Genomic DNA, 19572 nt, shown 5'->3' on the forward strand with positions numbered 1-19572 from the left:
GAAGATGAGAACACGCACAGTCATGAAAACGCTTCTTTCCCGCGCCACCCAACGCCATGTAGTGGGTACGGCGATGCTCCTGTGTTCCTTCGCGGCGCTGGCCGACGAGGACATCACCGCACGGTTCAGGCCGGACCCCGGCAACCCCATGGTGAACAGGTTCGAGAACACCACGCCGATCAGTTCGATTTGCGCCGCGCACATTCCGGCCCGGTGCAAGGCGTTGAATATCTTCAGCCTGCGCGACACCAACTTCACGGCAGCCGCCATTGCGCCCATCCAGGCCAACCATTCGGACGAGCGCCAAGGCTTCATGGTCAAGGTGCCGTCTGATTGGCGTGACTTGACCGTGACGCATACGGTCACCCAGGAGACCGAGACCGTACAGGTCAGGATCGCCGGCGTCGGATCGCTTTGGTATGTGCCGCGGCCACCTGGCGTTTCGGCATGGGCACAGCCTGGGGTGAGCTGGCAAAGTCGATGGACGACGGCGCCCGCGCCCTGTCAGAGCACCGGCCACCTTGCTGCCGGCACTTTCTTTGCCTCGTACTTCTGGCTGACACCCGAAGGAGCGGGCCCCTGCAGCCGGCAACCGTCCCAGGACTTGGCGACCCTGCGTTACAACACCATGGAGTATGCCTACGAACTGCGCACTCCCAACCCGTTGGGCATGTCCAGTGGTCACTACACCGGAAGCATTACGTACACCATGGGCCCCGGTGGCGATTACGATTTTGGCGATGTTGTGATCCCCTCGAAAAATGCCCTCACCTTCAATTTCACCTTGAGTGTGGAGCACGACCTGAAAGTCGAGGTGCCGCCGGGAGGCACCCGCATTGAATTGGTACCCCAAGGCGGTTGGCAGGCTTGGCTGAACCAAGGGCGCAAGCCGGCGCGGCTGTTTCGCGACCAGACTTTCAATATTTCCGCTTCGTCGCGTTTCAAGATGCAGTTGGAGTGCGAGCGAGTCATGGGCAACACCTGCGCCTTGAGAAACGCGGCCGACCACCAGGTTCCCGTGAATATCAGTGTCTCCTTGCCCCACGGCCTGAACCGCCCTGACAGCTCTGCCGTCAATCGCCAGCCGCTGTTGTTGAGCGGTGCCGGCACCGAGCAATTCCAGCCGGGGTTCTATGTGAACCGCCGCCCTGGAACCTTGCATTTCGAGGTCGCCAAGGAACATGTCGACGCCATGCTCAGCCAGGGCGGCAGCACCTATTCGGGGCAGGTCACGGTGATCTGGGATTCGGACCTGTAAACGGAGAGCGTTATGTGGATCAAGTATGTGTTGGCCCTGTGGGTGCTCGGCGGCTTGCCGCTGTGGGCACACGCCGGCCCGAGCCTCAACGTCGGGGCGTTCTACGACTACCTGGAAGGCGATAAGAGTACCTACCTCAAGCGGGTCTTCAATGCTGGCGACAGCACCGCCTTTGTACGGATCCAGGTGCAGGAAATCCTCTACAACAATGACGGAACCTCCGAAGAGGTGGCGCTCAAGCCGGCCGCCGACCCCAGCATTCGTGACGGCCTGATGGCCAGCCCGACGCGCTTGATCGTGCCGGCCGAAGGCATGCAGGGCACGCGCCTGTTGTACCTCGGCGAGCGCGAAAAAGAGCGTTATTTCCGCGTGCGCTTCGTGCCGGTGATGCCAGAAAAGGACGACGAGTTTGCGGTTTCGAATGAGGAACGCGAAGCCTACAAAACGTCCTTGTCAGCCGGGGTCACGGTATTGGCAGGGTTCGGCACGGTGTTTTTCGTGAGGCCCAAGGTGACGCGCTTTGCGACGGGCACCGATGACAGTGCCGGGAGCTACCGTCTGCGTAACGACGGCAATAGCGTGGTGGTGATCGATGAGTTCAAGGACTGTTCCACCGCCGCGCCCCAGGACTGCCAGCCCACCACCAAGCACCACATTTTGCCAGGCCGCGCGTTTGACTTTGACAAGCAGGCCGGGCGGACTTACCGCTTCACTCTGATCGAAGGCGGTGACAAAAAACCTTATGAGGTCAAAGGATGATGAGCAGTGAAACAACCCACGTCGGCTGGCGCGGACGGCCGTCGGAGACGCTGTACAAAGGCCTCGCGTGGGCGGTGTTGTTGGTCGCCGTGCTGTTCAGTTCATCGGCGCTGGCGGTTCGCGAAGCGCGGGTGTTCGATGTGTCGGTGACCATCCCGACCTCGGACTTTTACGTACTGCCGATCACCCCAGGGTTCCTGGAGCGTGAGCAACAGATGGTCTGGGACCTGGTGCCGGGTCGCCTGCGTCCGCTGCGCGAACACTTCGACGTGAAGAGTTCGGCGGGCGGGATCAACGCGCGGCTGGGCGCGGTGCCCATGTTGTTCAACGGCGGGCGTACCTATATCGACTTGAGTGTCACGTTCAATGGCCAGGCGCTGAGCCTCGACGACACCCTGGTGGTGCCCCAGGACGAAGCGCGCCAGGGCAAACGTGTGCTGCTGGACATCTCGGCGGTCGAGCCGGCGGATGGGTTTACCCCCGGCGAGTATTACGGCAGCGTCGAGTTGCTGTTCGACGCGGTACGCCCATGACGATTTTTAAAGGAGGGGTTATGAAACGTGTAGCGGCAATGCTGGGCTTGATGGTGTGTTCGTTGAGTGCCCAGGCCGGGCCGAACATCAACATTGGCGACTTTTACGACTATTTGCGTGGTGATAAAAGCACCTACCTCAAGCGTGTCTTCAACGGTGGCACCAAGACCGCCTTCGTCAAGGTCAACGTCACCGAAATGCTCTACAAACCCGACGGCAGCTATGACGAAGTGCCGCTCAAGCTCGAAGCCGACGGCAGCGTGCGCAATGGTCTGGTCGCCAGCCCGGCGCGGCTGATCGTGCCGGCCGATGGCATGCAGAGCACACGTTTTGTATTCATCGGTGAGCGCGATAGCGAGCGCTATTTCCGGGTACGTTACCTGCCAGTGGCGCCCGAGAAAGACGACGGCTTTGGTGTCACCGATGAGGAGCGCAAAGCCTATGAAGAGACCTTGGTGGGCGGTGTGCAGGTGATGGCTGGCTACGGCACCGTGTTCTTCGTGCGGCCCAAGGACAGCCGCTTCGATACGCGGGTCGAAAATGGCGGGCAGCGTTACACCTTGCGCAATGCGGGGAATACGGTGGTTGTGGTGGATGAGTTCAAAGATTGCGCGGCCAATGACCGAACGTCGTGCGCCCCCACCACCAAGAATCATATTTTTCCGGGGCGGGTGTTCAGCTTTGAAAAACAGGCCGGGCGTACTTATCGGTTCTATGTGGTAGAGGGCACTACCCAAAGAATCGTCGAAATCAGTGGCTAGCAGCGGTGCACAAGGTATGGCTGCCCGGTTGCAGATAGGGCATCAGCACCGGCGCCATGCCCTTGAGCACCTGCACCGGCAGCGCTGAGGTAAAGGTGAAATTCTGCGCGCCGCTGCCGGGAACAAAGGCAGTCAGGGTGCCGAAGTGGTGTTCACCGATGTAAAACACAAAGGTCGCGGTGCGGTTGATCGCCTTGGAACTCAGGACCCGCCCACCCGCGCCAATCGCCTCAATGCGGTTATCCCCGGTGCCGGTCTTGCCGCCCATCGCCAAGGGGCTGCCATCGGCCAACTTGAAACTGCCGGAGACACGTTTGGCGGTGCCTGCGTCCACCACTTGCGACAAGGCCCCACGCAAGGCAGTGGCCACTTCGCTGGGCATCACCCGTTTGCCGCGATTCGGGTCATTGATCAGGCGGGTTTCATAAGGTGTGCCGGCGGCAAAGTGCAGGCTGTCGATGCGCAGGGTCGGTTGGCGCACACCGTCATTGAGGATCGTGCCCACCAGTTCGGCGAGGGCCGCGGGCTTGTCGCCAGAACTGCCGATGGCCGTGGCCAGGGACGGCACCAAGTGATCGAAGGGGTAGCCGACGGCTTTCCAGCGCTGATGAATATCCAGGAACGCTTCGATCTCCAGCATGGTGCGGATGCGGCTGTCGCGGGCGCTTTTGTGCCGGCTCTTGAATAGCCAGCCATAGACTTCCTGGCGTTCATGCTCGCTGGCCGCGACCGCCTGGGTAAAGGTCGCGTCGGGATGGTTGAGCAGGTAACCGAGCAGCCATAGGTCCAGTGGGTGAACCTTGGCGATATAGCCTTGGTCCGGCAGGTCGTAGGCGCCGGGGCCGTAGCTCAGGTAGAGTTTTTGCAGGCGCTCGTCGCTGAGTTTTTCGCTGGTCTTGCTGCCGCTCAGGTGGGAGCGGATGAAACGGTCGAAACTCTCTTGGCTGGCCTGGGGCAGCAGGTAGCGATGCACGGCCGCCAGACGGATGGCAGTGGGGTGCAGGCCGTCGAGGAAGGTGTTGAGCCGGGCCTGGGTGTCCTTGTTGCGGTATTTTTTCCAGAAGCGCAGCAAAAACGTCGTGCCCTCGCGGTCGGCGAACTGGGCCAGGTATTCCTGGCGCCGTGGGTCGCTGTCGTCCTTGAGTAATTGCGCGCTGTTGCCCGGGGCCTGGTAGGTGCTGTAGCGCACCAGGTCGCGCATCAGGCGGATGAAGGGCAGGTTGATCGACTCGCGCAGGGCGTCACGCAGGGTCGGGCTGCGGCCGTTGTCTTCGTTGCGAAAGTTGTGGAAGTGATGCAGGCCGCCACCGGTGAAAAAGCTTTCGCCGGGGCTGGCCGAATATTGCCGATCAAGGGCTGCGTCGAGCATCTTCGGCAGGCTCTGGTCGCTGTTCTGCGCCAGGTAATCCAGGGCCCAGCGGGACAGGCGATCCTGGTCATCGATCTCGATTTTTTTCAGCGCAGCGGGCGGCTGGCCGGCGTATCGATCATGCAACTCGCTGATGATTTGCAGGTAGGTGGTCAGTACCCGCAGCTTGGCGGTGGAGCCCAGTTCCAGCTTGCTGCTTTCGTTGATGTCGAACGGTTGGTCGGTGTTGTCGGTCTGCACCCGTACGCGGGCACCGTCGGGCGTCATCTCATACAGGGTGAAGCTGTAGCGCACTTGGGCGGTGCTGCCGGGCGTCAGCAGGCGCGGGCCGAGTAGCCCCAGTTGGTCGGCGAAGGCCGGGTCTGCCAGGCGTTTGAGGTAGTCGGTGGCCTGGGTTTGCAGGTCGCTGTGCAGGGTGCTGGTGGCGGACAGGTCGAGGCGGTCCAGGTCATACAGCGGCCGGTTGAGCAGGGAACCCAGGCGGCTGCGGGCAACGTTGATGCCTTTGTTGCTTTCGATGGGCTGGACCGTGGGCTGCTGCTGCCAGTCCCGGTACGTGACCCGGCTGGCGAGTGCGGCCTCGGACAGCCCTGGCTCAATCACCCCGTTCTGCGCCAGCAAACGCAGATGACTGTCGGTCAGTTGCTCCAGGTCGGCACGGCCCTTGGCGAGGTAGTAAGACGGGCGGCGCTGGGCAATCATCAGGGACAACACTTCGCGCAGGGCCAGGCCTTTTTGCTTGAGCGTTTGCGGGTCGTCACTGGCGAGCAGGGCGTTGGTCTGGTTGAAGTCGGCGCCATACCAGACCCGCAGTCCTTCTGCCAGGCCATGCACCTCGCCGTGGCCGGGCACCGCCGACAGCGGCACGCTGTTGAGGTAGTCGCGCACCACATCCTGACGTGCTTGCAGGCTGTCCGGCCCGCCCTGATACGCCCGTACACTGGCGGAAATCATCTGGCGGATTTTCTCACCACCGCTCAGGGTCAGCCCATCGGGTGAGTGGCGGTATTTTTCCAATTGCGTGGCCAGGGTACTGCCACCGGCACTTTGGCCAGGCAGGTGCAGCAAGCGTGCGACCTGCGACCACGCGGCCTTGGCAAAACGTGGCCAATCCACGGCGGGGTTGGCTTGGGGTTGGTCGGGGTCGAGCAGGTCGCGGTTCTCGATAAACAGCAGGCTACTGACGATCACGGGCGCAATGGCGCTGAAACGCGGGTACGCCTGTTGCGGGTAATTGAAGCGGTACACCGGGGCGGCCCGGCAATCGGTAATCGTCAGACCAGCCTGGATTTTCTCGCGGTAGGGAATGAACAGGCCGTGATCGCTGTAGTCGATCAGCGCCGTGGAGAAGCGTGCCTGACGTTCGATCAGGTAGTTGCGTTTGAGCAGGCGCGGCAGGAACTCACCCAGGGCGCTGTAGCCCAGGCGCCGGTCGAACGGACCGTCGCCGGGATAGACAATGGCGTCGCTGGCACCGGGTTGTACCGTATAGCTCAACGCGTGGGCGAGACGGCTTAACTCTCGGGCTTGCCAGTGGGCCGTGCGCATTTCCCGATGGGCGGCAAACCCCAGCGCGATCAGGCCGATCAGCAGCAGTAACCAGACCATTCGCCACACATACCGCCGCTTGCGGGGGCTTTGCGGCAATGGCTGTTCATCCAGGCTGTCGGCGGGGCCAGCAGCCTTGGGTGAATCGGTTTGCCATAAAGCGCCCATAGTCGATTGATCCATTCACGCAGATTGATCGGACTTGATTCAAGCGTAGACGTTGATTGAGGCAGACAAGGGATTTGTCGCAAACCCCTAGCGGGCTACCGCAGGTGCGTGGAAGGCAAGCCATAACCTGCGAGGTCAATCGGACCGATTACCGGTGTCCGTTACCAGGAGCTCCCTCATGTCTCAAACCCCCCCTGTGCCCACGTTGCGGCGTGCGCGCATCGAGCGGATCGTCAATACGTTTTCCTCTGTGCCGAGCTTACGTACGGTAGCGCAGGCCCAGATCCAGGCGGCACTGGATCGGCAGTACCCTTCCTTGCACTATGCCGCCGCACACCTCGCCATTGGCATACCGGTAGGTCAGGGTTATCGCTACAGTGCGCTGGCCGACGAAGTGCTGGCGCGCCTGGCCCGTGCGCGACCGGTTCGGTATGTCGAAGACTTTCACCAGGTGATGCAGCATCAACGGGAGGTCTACGTGCAGGGCGGGCCGGGGCTGGTCGATCTGGAACGGCTGGTCAACCACGCGGGAGGCGAGTTGTTGGATGCCTGGCTCGCACGTTTGCGGGATTGGTGGGGGGCGCCGCGAGGGGAGGGGACGAGCCGCTGGGCTGAGTTGTCCGATGAATTAGTGGGGTTGCTGTATGAATGCCAGATGCCTGCGGGCATGAGTGCAGAGCACTTTTCACGGCTGTTTCCACGTCAGGCGCTGCACCCCAGCCGACCTGATCGTACGTGGCGTTCGCAGGGTGAGACGTTGACGGTACGTACGCTGTCGGTGCGCCGTGGCCAGAGCACGCAACCCCCTGACATGGTGCCGGTATTGATCCTTGATCACCGGCTGCTGGGGGCCGAACTGCGCACGCTGCTCGTGTTCAGTCCCGCCACGGGGATTCATCCGTTGCAACAGTTGGAGGATATCGAACCCCTGATCCCCGGGTTCGTGAGCGCCTCGCTGGCACACGGGGCCGTGGAGTGGTTTGTCGAGGAACTACCCGGCGACCCGTTCGATGCGTTGGCGGCCTGCTTTGCCCAACAGCAGAGCGCCGAAGTCATGGCAATCGACCGCTCAGTATCACGTACGCCCGAGCAGTGCCAGGCAATGCTGGACTACGTGACTGACCCCCATCGTTGGTTCGAGTCGGCCCTCACACCTGAACAGCAACGCTTGCAAGATCGATTACCGCTCTGGCTCATCCATGCTTCGCCGGACGACAGCCTGGCCTATGCTCGCCTGCTACAGGGGCTGGTCGCTGCGCAAACAGCGGCGGCGGGGCACACCTTTCTCGACGGTATCGCGCCGATTCGCACGTTCACCGCCCAGGCCCTGACGCACTGCCTGGAGAAGGAGCCCCGCGCCAAGGCGATCAGCCCGGATCACATTGAACTGACCTACAGCCTTGTCACGGCGGTGATGTTGCCAGGCGGTTTTACCAGTGGTGATGCCCACCGGGTGACACTCACGCTGACGGAGCTGGCCCTGGAAAACCTCGGCGGTTTCCCCCATGCGCCGTCCCGGATAAAACTCAACGGCGACGTGGCGCCCGCTTGGTTGAGCGCCTCTTTGTTGACCGGCTGCGTGACCGAGACGGACGTCGGCCAGGCGTACCCCGACCTGTTGCGCAAAAAACTGATCGACGACCCGATTGAATCGGCCCGCCGCGAGAAGCTGTTCAGTCGGCAACTGCGGGCGCAACTGCCGCTGCTGGCGCTGGAGCTGAAGCTCAAACGCGAGGGCGGCTTGAGCCAGGCCGGTTACCGGTTGGTGGAGGCGGCCGTCCAGGCCAGTGCGGATGGACGCGCGGCGGGTATGTGGTCGCTGGCATTCAAGGCCACGCCAGCTGCGACGGCGGACGAGGTGGTCGGTTTTTACGTGATCGGCCCACGTGACACCGAGCACGGGCCGCATCTGTTGTACCGGCCGTTGTCGACCCCAAGCCTGCGTGAGTTCGAGTCGCAGCAGGCGTTGTTGGAGGCCATCAAGACGCCAGGGGAATTGCACGACAGTGTCCTCGCCTGGATGGCCCCTGCCCGCCAGCCGGTGTATGCCAACGGTGGTTTCCAGGAACCGCATGTCGCGCACTTTCTGGCCGGTGATGAGTTCAGCGTGCCGGATCGGCCAGCGCCGGCACAGCTCAGTAAGCGGCTGGAGGAAGGCGACCCGTTGCCTGGCCTGTTTGTCTCGACTGCCCAGGCGTTGGTCAGCCTGGCCCAGGCCCAGTCGGTGTCCAATGCTCAGCAACGCTGGCGGACGTTAAAGGCCGGCGGTTGGTTGCTGTTCAATACACTGCTGCCGTTTGTCCGGGGGCCGGCACTGCTGGCGGGCTGGATGGTGCAGGTGATGGACAGTGTCCAACGGGATGTGGCGGCATTGGCCAGTAGCGACTCGGTCATGCAGACCCAAGGTGTGATAGACCTGTTGACCAATCTGGTGATGATCCTGGCCCATCGGGCCTCGCCTCATGAGTGGCCGGCGATGCTGGACCAGCAAGCCTCAACGTTTGCTTCGCCAGCGTCGATGCAGCGTCCGCCCGCAGTGATACCTGGCCCTGCCACCGTGCAGTTGCAGCCTCCCTTCAGTTGGAGTAATTCGCGCGATACGCTCACACCGTCCTTGCGCGCCCGGCTGGAGGGTATGAGTCTTAAGGCCTTGCCCCAACCTTGGCCATCACGGCTGCCAGGCGCACAGGCTTCGGGGATACACGAAGGCTTGCTACTGGATACGGCGTCGACCCCGGTCCACTGGCAGGCGTTGGTGCGCGGTCATGTGTACCGCGTGCAAGTGGCCCGTGACCGCGTGCGAGTGGTCAGCGCCGACGGTAGCGCGAACGGGCCGTGGCTCAAGTCGCTGGGGGGCGGTGCATGGGATGTGGACTTGGGCTTGCGCCTGCGCGGCGGGCAATCGGATACCCCGACCGGCCTGGTTGACAGTGAGTCACGCCGTCAGCAACTGGAGCAGGATTACCGCCAATCCACCGAGCGCCGGGAAACCGCAGACCGTGCCCTGACCACGGCCCGCATGCTTAGAGACAGTGAGGATACGCGCGTCACCGAACAGCATCGCGCCACGGCGGGCGCTCGCTATGTGCAGGAGCTTCAGAACAAACTCGAGGCCTCATTGCTTGAGCTGGAGTGCCTCAGGGCGCTGCAGGTCATCAGGCGCCGACCCGGTTATGCGAGAGAGTTGTCCACGTTGCTGGAAGGGACGGCGCTCACGTTGCAGCTATTGCTCCAGCACGCCCGCCAACAGACCGTCGCGATCCACCGCAGGTTGGTGCCGCTGCTGGAGCTGGTGCAATCGTTGAGCGCGCAGGAGGCACTTTTGGATATCTATCAGCAGCCCCACCGGCAGATCATGGAGGGGCTGCGGCAGTTGGCCGACAGTAATGAGCAAGCCATTGACTGGCGCGGCCTGCAACTGGGTTTGCTGGATGAACTGAGTCAGGTGCCCAAGTATGGGCGGGACAAGGCCCAAGCCTTGCGCGAGAGCGAGTTGTCCGCGCCGACGGTGCTCGAACTGCAATCGCTGCAGGTCACCGCCTTGTGGGCCGTGGCGCTCAATACCGAAGGGCCGACGCTGGAGGAAGGTTTTTTTCAAAGCCTGGACGACACCATTCACCGCGCCCGTTGGGCCAGTGGCTCGCAGGCCCACTTGGACGAGCTGGCGCCGCAAAGTGCGGAGCTGCGTACCGAGTTGCTGGAGAGTTTCGACCGTGTCTACGCCTTGAGCGATGATCGGATTGAGTTCTGGCGCGCTATGGCCCCGGAGCGATTCGATCTCAAGTACCTGGAGAAGCTGCAACAGTTGCTTGCGCAATTGCACAAGGAGGTTCAGCGTGAGCTGGCAGCGGTGCTGGTTCCGACAGCCGCCGCGACGCCTGCTGTGGGACGTGCGCGGGTTCGGCAGAAAAAAATCATTCGCGTGCGCAACCAGGACATGTACGTCGCCCAGGTCAAAGTGACAACCGGCGAGCATCCCCAGGAAGTGGCCGAAGTCACGGATGCCCAGGACGCGGTGATCGCCACGTTTACCCAGGCCGACGATGGCATTTGGGAGCCGGTCAAGGCACCCGCCCCGGCGCTTCCTGGGCCGCTGCCCAACCTGGGCCGGCTGGTCGAACAGGGGCAGGCGTTACGCGCACCGGTGGAAAAGGCCATCGCCGAGGTACTCAAAATGGCCAGTCGGGCCAATGAGCCTCAGTCGTTGCAGGACCTGCTGGAGCAGCGCGCCGACAAGTTGCGCCAGTGCGCCGAGGCGATCCAGCAGCGGTTGCTGCACAGCGTGCCGGAGCGCCTGGCCGCGACGCAGCGTGCCCGGGCCACAACCGAGGCCGATGAGTTGCGCGCGGCCGCCAGCCGCTTGTCCGAGCAAGGTTTGCAGGCACGCCTGGCTGCAATCAAGGCGCGCCTGCCGACCCAGGCCGGGGTGGAGGTGCTGGTCAGTCATCACGAAGCGCGCATCTTTCGCCAGGGGGCGCGGGTCGAACTCGCCGGACGGTCCAATGACTGGTTGCAAGCGTACGTGGTGATGGACGCGCAAACGCGTCAGGCCCTGTGCTACGGGCATTTTCACTACGAACGGCCGACCGGGCCGGACGACCATTTCACCGCTGCGCACCTCAAGACACCCGCGCAACATCGAATGGGCAAACAGTCCCAGGCCCAGGCCCGTGCCCAGGCATTCGCCAGCATGCAGGCGGGGCAAAGCGGGCGTGTGACGCAAACCCTGGAGATCCATCGGGGCGAAATCAACCTCAGGATGGCGCGCAGGTTGTTTTTCGATGCGCCGCAGTGGACCGGCGACTGGTGATCGATACGGACCCTCGGGCTAGAGCGCTCCAGCTCCGGTAAATACGACCAGGGCAGGGGCATGACGGTGCACCGATGCTGTGCAATACTCGCCGCCGTTTGCGACAGACTATTCCTACAGTTCCCAGGTGATGCCCCTCCGCAGAAGCGGCATTTGCCGAGGAATCTCGCTGAATTTTGTTGCTTATTGAGTGAAAAGCCCTGCTTGCGGCTTTCTATACTGCACGCCCCCTGAGCTGGCCGGTGTGTCGGCCGGACGGGTTTACCCACGAGGTGAGCCCGCTAGGACAGCGTCACGGCGACCCGCTGTGGCGCTGAACACTCGGTGGTTCAATCCAATAACAAAATGAGGTTGTATCCCCATGCCAGCTGGCAACCACCTGCCCCATGGCGAGACCGCTTCTGGCGGCCCGCTCAAACGCGAACTCGGTGAGCGGCATATCCGCCTGATGGCCCTCGGCGCCTGTATCGGTGTCGGCCTGTTCCTCGGTTCGGCCAAGGCCATCGAGATGGCCGGCCCGGCGATCATGCTCTCCTACATCATTGGCGGCCTGGCGATCCTGGTGATCATGCGCGCCCTCGGCGAGATGGCCGTGCACAACCCGGTCGCCGGTTCGTTCAGCCGTTATGCCCAAGACTACCTTGGCCCGTTGGCGGGCTTCCTGACCGGCTGGAACTACTGGTTCCTGTGGCTGGTGACCTGCGTCGCCGAGATCACCGCCGTGGCGGTGTACATGGGCGTGTGGTTCCCCGATGTACCGCGCTGGATCTGGGCCCTGGCGGCCCTGGTGAGCATGGGCACCATCAACCTGATCGCCGTCAAGGCCTTCGGTGAGTTCGAGTTCTGGTTCGCCCTGATCAAGATCGTCACCATCATCGCGATGGTCATCGGCGGTGTCGGCATCATTGCCTTCGGTTTCGGCAATGACGGTGTTGCCCTGGGTATTTCCAACCTGTGGGCCCACGGCGGCTTCCTGCCCAACGGCGTGCAGGGTGTGTTGATGTCGCTGCAGATGGTGATGTTCGCCTATTTGGGCGTGGAGATGATCGGCCTGACCGCCGGTGAGGCGAAGAACCCGCAGAAGACCATCCCCAATGCCATCGGCTCGGTGTTCTGGCGGATTCTGCTGTTTTATGTCGGCGCGTTGTTCGTGATCCTGTCGATTTACCCGTGGAATGAAATCGGCACCCAGGGCAGCCCCTTCGTGATGACGTTCGAGCGGTTGGGCATCAAGACCGCCGCCGGCATTATCAACTTCGTGGTGATCACCGCTGCGCTGTCGTCGTGCAACGGCGGCATCTTCAGCACCGGTCGCATGCTCTACAGCCTGGCACAGAACGGCCAGGCTCCGGCGACGTTCGCCACCACTTCCAGCAATGGCGTGCCGCGTCGCGCCCTGTTGTTGTCGATAGGCGCGTTGCTGTTGGGCGTGTTGCTCAACTACCTGGTGCCGGAAAAAGTCTTTGTGTGGGTGACGTCCATCGCCACCTTCGGCGCGATATGGACCTGGGTGATGATCCTGCTGGCGCAGCTCAAGTTCCGTCGCGGCCTGAGCCCGGATGAGCGCGCCGGGCTCAAGTACCGCATGTGGCTGTACCCGGTCAGTTCCTACCTGGCGCTGGCGTTCCTGGTGCTGGTGGTCGGCTTGATGGCCTACTTCCCGGACACCCGGATCGCGCTGTACATCGGCCCGGCGTTCCTGGTGCTGCTGACCGTGTTGTTCTATGTGTTCAAGCTGCAGCCGGCCCAGGCTGGCCAGGGTTCGCCGCGCTCGGCATGACCCCCTGAACGATGGCCTGCCTGCCCCTTGCGACAGGCAGGCCACAGGTCAGACGTGTTGCAGGGTCAGTTGGGTGCCTTCTGTCAGTTGCCGCACCAGGCGGTTATGTTCACTTCGTTCTTCCTCGGCCAGTGACTGGCGGCGCTCCAGGTACGCATCCGAACGCTTGTCCGGCAGTTGCTGCTCGAGCACGCTGACTTTGTAGCTCATGGTGTCCTTGATGGTCAGAAACGGCTCCGGCTCGCTACTTGCCAAATATTCGATCCAGAATTCGCTCATCAAGATCCACTCCTGCAAGGCGGGCGACTCGCCAAGCCGGAGCAGGGTGTTGCGCGCAGTGTTGACCACCTCGTCCGTGACGTAGTCATTCACGGTGTACAGCAGTTCCAGCGGATAAAACGGCAGGTCGAACTCACGGGCCAGTTTTTCGCGCAGGTACACCGTTACCTCGGCTGGGTCGACCGTCAGGTTGGCCCGTTCACGCTCAAGAATGAACTGATCGGCAAAGTGATCCAGCTGATTGAGGTAGAAGCAACTCTTGGCCAGCGCCAGCAAGGCCCTGTCAGCCATGTAACTGCGGGGTTGCTGCTTGGCCTGGTGGATACGGTGATGCAACTCCATGTTGGTGAACGCCAGCAGCACACTGTCGCCGCAGTCGCCTGAGCCGTAGGTGTTGAGGCATACCGTGTCGCGCAGTTGCCTCGACTCGCCCATGGCGCTCAGTAAGGTCCAGACTCTGTGGGTCAATGCTCTCCTTGGGGTGTCGCCGTGGATGTAGGCGTAGGTCCGCGTCAGGTCCTGCAAGACCCGGAACACATCATCGGCACTCGCCGTCTCATTGGTTTTCAAACCCTCCCACAGCGCTCTGCGTGCCGGTACATCCTGGAGCGGCACGCCCATCAGCCATTGGCTGAGGTCGTCGACGGCCACAGCCGTATGCCGAGGCGTACGCAGTTGGCCACCCAGGCGAATGCCGGTATCCAGCCGGTACGCTTCGATACTCGCCAGGGTCGGTGCCGACAGCGGGTTTTCATGCAGGAGCGTGTTGCGATTGGCGGCTTGCAGCCAGGGGTTGGTGAAGACCTCTTCTGGAATGGTGGAGATCTGGTTTTCCTGCAGGTGCAACTCCATCAGGTACGGCAGCGCACTGGCGCCACGGGGCCATTGCGTGATGCCGGTGTTACCCAGGTGCAGGATGCGCAGTTGGGTCATTTGACTGACATCCGGGGCGAGTGCCAGGTCCGGGTTGTCGCTGAAGTCCACGTCGCGCAAGTTGACCATGGTTGCCAGGCGTTGTACCGCCTCTTCGGTCAAGCGGATGTCGTTGTCGTTCAGGTCCAGGTAGGTGAGCGAGGTCATGTCCGTGATTGCACTGGGCAGTTCGGTCATCCGGCAATCGAGGTGCAATGCCTTGAGCTGGTTGAATTTAGCGAGGAATTCAACCGCCGAAGACGGGAAGGCATTGCCGGAAATCCGCAGGTGTTCAATATGGCTGAAACCGCTGGTACCTGTGATGAACGAGGCGGGCGGCAGGCCACCATCGTCCAGTTGCAACTCCAGGGAGTACACGTGGAACAGCCCGGCGATGTAGACCGCCCTGTTGTCCCGCCGCCATGCCTGGCGCAATTGCTCGGCAATGTAGCGGCGCCGCGCCTGGCGCTGCCCGATGGGGTCGTCGATCACGTTGTCTTCATCCAGCACGGTTTCGCTCCAGCGCCGCAACTCCAGGTCCATGGCCTGGTACTCGGCCTTGCGACGTTCGAGCTCAATCAACACCGCCGGCTCAGTGAGGTTCAGCGACTGGATCAATTGGCGCGCGTCGTCGCGGGTGAAACGCGGATAAATCTCTTGGACCTTGGCCACCAGGTCCGGCGGCCTGGGGCCGTTGAACGGCCAGAAACGTGACCAGAGCGGGTACACCAGGAACGAACGCTCCAGGCCCATCGCCGGTTGCATCCAGGGTTGCAGGTGCGGGATATCCAGCAGGCCCTTGATCTCTACGCGGCGGGACAGGGCGATATCGGCGAGTTGCTGGCGCAGTTCGGTGATGCCGGTTTCATCGGTAACGCCCAGGACCGTTTGCTCGCTCGCCGACAAGGTGCTGAGAATCACCCTCAGCAAGTCGTTCGAAGGTTGGCCAAGGGGCACGCTGTTGGCGTCATAAGCCTGATAGCCACGATGGGTCTTGGCCACGGTCTTGCGCGAGGTGCCTACCAAATGACCGGCCGTTTTGAGCAGGCGCCCCTGTTCGTCCCGTTCACGAATATCGATGCGCACATGCCTCGGCCAGGTGGGCAGGAGTTTGAGCAGATGCAGGATAATCCGGTCGCTGTCGGCATTGGCGCAGGCAGACACATGCAAGCCCTCATAGGCGCGGTTCAGTCGCAGGTCGTGGCTACTCAAGCGCGCCTGTTCCGCGAGTCGCAGGCTCAATTGGTTGTTTTCATGCAGTTGCTTGAGTTCGCGTGGCGAGGCGTGGCCAAGAATCGCCGTGACGGTGCTGGTGGGCAGATCGGGATGCTTGGCCTTGAACCGTCGCACCGACTCGCTGCCCCCGGACTCGCTGCGTTGGTACAACGAGCTCAGGATCTGCGCCTTTTCCCGGTCGGTGTAGTCGACGATCCGAGTGATCAGCTGGAACAGGCGCTGCTCGTGAGTAGCCGGCAATTCGCCGAGCAGGGCCAGGGTCACGTCATCGTGGGTGATGATGTTTTCCAGCAGCCTGGCATTTTTGAAGTCGGATTCGGTGATCTTCACCGTCAGGTCGTCCGGGCTGCTGCGTTGCGGGTATTGATGGGTGACCTGGTGGTTGTCATCGACAATTTGCAGTACGTGGCTGTCGGGCCATTCCGGCAGGCTGGAGAGCACCAGTAATTGCAAGTCCGGTCGGGCGTTGGAGGCGATGGGGGTTTCGTACATCGCGTCGATGAACTGGTCGATTTCCTGGTCGATCCTGAAGCGTTTGCAGGTGTCGACCAGCAATGGCGGCGCTGCACGGCCGCAGCGGTGAACCTGGCGCAATAGGTGGGCAGGGGTGTCGGTCAGGGCGAGGATGTTTTTGGACATGTCCTGGGTGAAGCTGTGGTGATCGCCCCCCAGGCGATAGAGCAGGCTATGGTCGTCCCAGCTCATCGGGTTCTCGCTGGACAGGCGCCAGGCACCGTGACCGTTGTGCTCCAGGGTCGGGGTGTCGACGCCGACCTTCTGCGGGTGCTTGAGCCGCCATTTAAAGCTGCGCTTGTCATAGATGATGCGGTACAGAGAACCGAACAACGGCAGGTAGTGGCGGCCTTCCAGGGGGAAAATACCTTGGGCATCCGGTTGCAGGGCGGGCGGCAAGGGCAATGTGTGTTCGTACTGCGCCAGTGACCCGTTGACCAGGCTCACAAACCCTTCGGGGGTGCGTTGGCTGCTCATGTAGTCGCCCAGGGTGTGGCGCAGGCCCAGCGCATCGGTCGCACTGTGCATGCCCAGCGCCTGGTGCTCATGGGGTTGCAGTACCGAGCCGATGGCCAGGTAGAAACTGTCGACGACCGGGGACACGGCAATCGTGCCGGCATTGCGCATGTCGTAGGCCTCATAGGCGCCGTCGCCTGAGTGCCGCAGCTCTACGGTTCGGTCGTCTGGGCCGCTGGAGCGATAGGGGGTGGCGATGGCTCCGGCATGCACTTCTGTGATCACGAAGTCGCGCTTGAGCCGATGGCGTACCAGCGCCGATGCGAACTCCCTGGCCCATTGGTCGGCGTCAGTGTTGTAGGGCCTTGGGTGATAAAGCCCGTCGATTGCCGCGTCGATACGCAGGGCGATGCGGTGGTTTTCCAGTTCTTCATGAAAGTGGCTGGGCAGCGCCCCCTCCTGCAAGTAGGCCTGCTGTTGGCGCGGTGTCAGAGGGTGCTGCTGCAGCAGGCGTTCCAGCAAGGCTGGGGACAAGGGGCGATTGAGATCGCGCAGTTTCTTGAGCAGCGGCGTGACCGCCACCAGCGGGGCCGATGCCTGGATGGGCAAGAAGCGTCGGGCATTGATGGGCGGGAGTGGTTCACTTTTTTCATACCCGGCATAGCTGAAGATTGCCGCGAACAACGCCATCCGCTCACGGCTCGCCAGCGCGGCCACGTCCCGGCGAACGCTCATGATCCGCTGTTCGGGCGAGGCGTCGGCCTGATCCGCCAGGCCCAGCCGTGAGTGGGCCGGTTGCAGGCTGATGATCAGGCTCAACAGCGGCTCGGCCCGATAGGGCGGCTGGCCACGATCCCCTTCGACCTGGTAGCCACTGTCTTCACTGCGGATGAGGGTCAGGGTCTTTGACTCGGCCACCGTGTGCTCGAGGTTGCCGAAGGTTTCGATCACGCTGCGTTGCGGGTCGCTGATGCTCAGCAGCAGGCTGGCGGGCCAGTCCGGCAGTTGGGTCAGCAGGCACAGCACCAGGCTGTCACCGTAGGGCGGCAGGTAACCGGGCTCAGGGAAACGTTCGATGATCTGCTGGATCACCTGGTCAGCCTGCAGGCGCCGTACGCCCTCGATCAGGTTCAACGGTGCCGGTTCGCCACGCCAGACCCGATCCAGGGTGGTGCGGGTGGTTGCGGTGCTGCGCAGCATGCGTTCCAGGTCGAGCTGATGGATGACCGACGAACCGTTGGGCAGCATCCGTTGCAGCAATTGGATATCCGAGAGGGTATGAGCGTTGTGCAGGTCGAAGGTCCAGGCCTGCAGCGCGGGCTCGAACACAATGGGTGGCTTGTAGCTGCTGCGACCACTCTTGAGCACGTAGCGCAGGCTTGGCACCTCGTGGCTCACTTCGGCTACCAGGGTCTGGCCTTCATGATGCAGCTTGACGTATTGCTTGCCGTGTACGGTGAACACGCCCAGGGCATCGGCGTTTTTGCCATCCAGTAGGTATTGCCGATCATGGGCATAAGGGCCTGGGTCGGCCTTCCACAGTTCATCCACGCCGTCGGGGCGCGTGACCTTGCGGGGGTTGCCCAGCCGTTGCAGGTGTTCGAGCATGCGTTGGCGATGGGCTTTACCCGCGACATTGATCAGGCGTCCGCTGATTGCCAGGTCGGCGACGTCGGTCAGGGTCGAGGCAAAGCCGCTGGCGTCGCCCTTGGCGGCTTCATTCAGGCCGACGCTGACGCTGTAGGTCATGCTGCCCAGCACCGCCAGTTGCATGATTCGGTTCATGCCCGTGACGCCACCGGGCAGGGGGGTCAGCAGCAGTTGCAGGACTTCGGATGCAATGGCGGCGGCGGCATCCTTGACGGCTTGCCAATCGGCTTCGGAGCGGCTGCTGGCGAGGGTGTCCATGTCGGCCTGGCAACGCTGCAACTGACGATATGCCAGGGCTTGGCGCAATGTCTCGGCGGGGCCGGCATGCGGGTCGGTGGCGAAGCGGATATCGTTGAGTGTGCGTTCCGGGAAGGCGTTGTGAAACCCGTCGTACAGTGTGCCCGCCAGCCAGTTCATGCCCTCGGGGCGTTTTTCCTGGGTCAGCAATGACTGGAAGGCCGACAAGCCCACCAAGGGCAACTGCCGGGAAAACCAGCCGAGGTCGCCTTGCTGGTGACTGTCCAGCAGTTGCTGACGAAAGTCGGCTTCTGCCGAGCGGGCATCGTCGTGGTAGCGAAACGCGCCGCCAGGGCGGAAGGGAAAATAGGACAGCACCCCGAGGCTGGCAATCTTGATCAGCATCAAGGGCACGGGAATGTAACTCTCCCACGCCACGAACGGCACGGAGACAATGGGCGTGACGCCTGAGGTCAGGCTCAGGCTCTCGATCGACAGCTGCGTCCCGCTGCCGTCGATCGATGCCCTGAGGCGCTCATACATCGTGCGGGTCAAACCGTTGTGGGCGCGGTTGCGCCAGGCGTCCAATACATCGAACTGCAGCAGGGCCTGCGCGGCGTCATTCATCAATTGACGCAGCGTGCCATGCTCGCCCAGCGTGGCTCGGATCGTAACGTGCAGTTGGTGACCCAGGTCCAGCTCGCGGGCGATGCCGATGAACTCGCGGGCACTCAGGCTTCGGTCGCCGTCGGGACCGACCACGCGGCTGGCATCAATCAGGGTATAGCCGGAATCCGTGCGAGCGTACGCGGTGAAGCCGAAGTTCACGCAAGCTGCCTCCCACAGCGACAGGCTCTTGACGTGTTCGATATGGCGCAGGTCCATATCCGAACGACGCGGCACTCGGATGTGGCTGCCGGTTCGCCGCTCCCATGGCAAGGGTTGTTCCACTTTTTCCAGGTAGGTGGTTTCGAAGCGGTACTGTTCCGGGTCGCGCCCGCCGATCCTGTCGCGCAATTGCGCCAGGCCCTTGGTCTTGAAGGCACTTACGACCCGTTCTTTCTCGGTCTCGACTGCCGTCAAGGCCGCGAGGGCCTGGCGTTGCAGGTTTACGAAACGTCGCTTTTCCTCGTCGTCCAGGCCATCCAAGGCTTGGATCACGTTGCGCTGGATCAGCTCCAGTGCCTGTTGCTGGGTCCAGGAGGTACTCGATTGCAGATTGCCGGACAGGCCGTTGAGTAATTGTTGAGTCGGCATGCGCTCTACCTTTCACGATAAGTGGAGGGCAGATGGAAGCACCGCG

The 19572-nt window shown here is 62.4% G+C and carries 8 protein-coding genes; 6 read left to right on the top strand and 2 right to left on the bottom strand.

Features of this window, described 5'->3' with window-relative positions; all coding sequences use genetic code 11:
• Window positions 1–22 precede the first annotated feature (22 nt).
• From F6S08_RS06480 to F6S08_RS06495, 4 genes are read left to right on the top strand one after another with little or no spacing between them, the layout of a single operon-like run.
• Window positions 23–1258 carry a hypothetical protein gene (locus F6S08_RS06480; protein ID WP_315871405.1) on the top strand — a complete coding sequence of 412 codons (1236 nt, stop codon included), beginning with the start codon at window positions 23–25 and terminating at the stop codon, window positions 1256–1258.
• Window positions 1259–1270: 12 nt separating this feature from the next.
• Window positions 1271–2017 carry a pilus assembly protein gene (locus F6S08_RS06485; protein ID WP_065926560.1) on the top strand — a complete coding sequence of 249 codons (747 nt, stop codon included), beginning with the start codon at window positions 1271–1273 and terminating at the stop codon, window positions 2015–2017.
• Window positions 2017–2550, top strand: a complete 534-nt coding sequence (locus F6S08_RS06490; protein ID WP_176718755.1) for a CS1 type fimbrial major subunit — start codon at window positions 2017–2019, stop codon at window positions 2548–2550. Before F6S08_RS06485 ends, F6S08_RS06490 begins: the two co-directional genes overlap by 1 nt.
• A gap of 20 nt (window positions 2551–2570) precedes the next feature.
• Complete coding sequence (locus F6S08_RS06495; protein ID WP_159933172.1) at window positions 2571–3311, top strand: molecular chaperone; 741 nt, start codon at window positions 2571–2573, stop codon at window positions 3309–3311.
• Here F6S08_RS06495 and F6S08_RS06500 read toward each other — a convergent pair.
• Window positions 3301–6396, bottom strand: a complete 3096-nt coding sequence (locus F6S08_RS06500) for a transglycosylase domain-containing protein (protein ID WP_315871406.1) — start codon at window positions 6394–6396, stop codon at window positions 3301–3303. The genes F6S08_RS06495 and F6S08_RS06500 overlap by 11 nt on opposite strands.
• Before the next feature lie 178 nt (window positions 6397–6574).
• On the opposite strand from F6S08_RS06500, the gene F6S08_RS06505 reads away from it, so the two are divergent.
• Both F6S08_RS06505 and F6S08_RS06510 read left to right on the top strand, forming a co-directional pair.
• Complete coding sequence (locus F6S08_RS06505) at window positions 6575–11206, top strand: hypothetical protein (protein ID WP_315871407.1); 4632 nt, start codon at window positions 6575–6577, stop codon at window positions 11204–11206.
• A gap of 361 nt (window positions 11207–11567) precedes the next feature.
• The gene (locus tag F6S08_RS06510) at window positions 11568–12986 is read left to right on the top strand and encodes an amino acid permease (protein WP_065926556.1); all 1419 of its coding nucleotides are present in this window, start codon (window positions 11568–11570) and stop codon (window positions 12984–12986) included.
• Window positions 12987–13034: 48 nt separating this feature from the next.
• Here the strand turns inward: F6S08_RS06510 and F6S08_RS06515 are convergent, their stop codons facing one another.
• Window positions 13035–19526, bottom strand: a complete 6492-nt coding sequence (locus tag F6S08_RS06515; RefSeq protein ID WP_315871408.1) for an NEL-type E3 ubiquitin ligase domain-containing protein — start codon at window positions 19524–19526, stop codon at window positions 13035–13037.
• Window positions 19527–19572: the final 46 nt, after the last annotated feature.

Source organism: Pseudomonas sp. JV449 (assembly GCF_032424295.1).
Classification (GTDB): domain Bacteria; phylum Pseudomonadota; class Gammaproteobacteria; order Pseudomonadales; family Pseudomonadaceae; genus Aquipseudomonas; species Aquipseudomonas marginalis.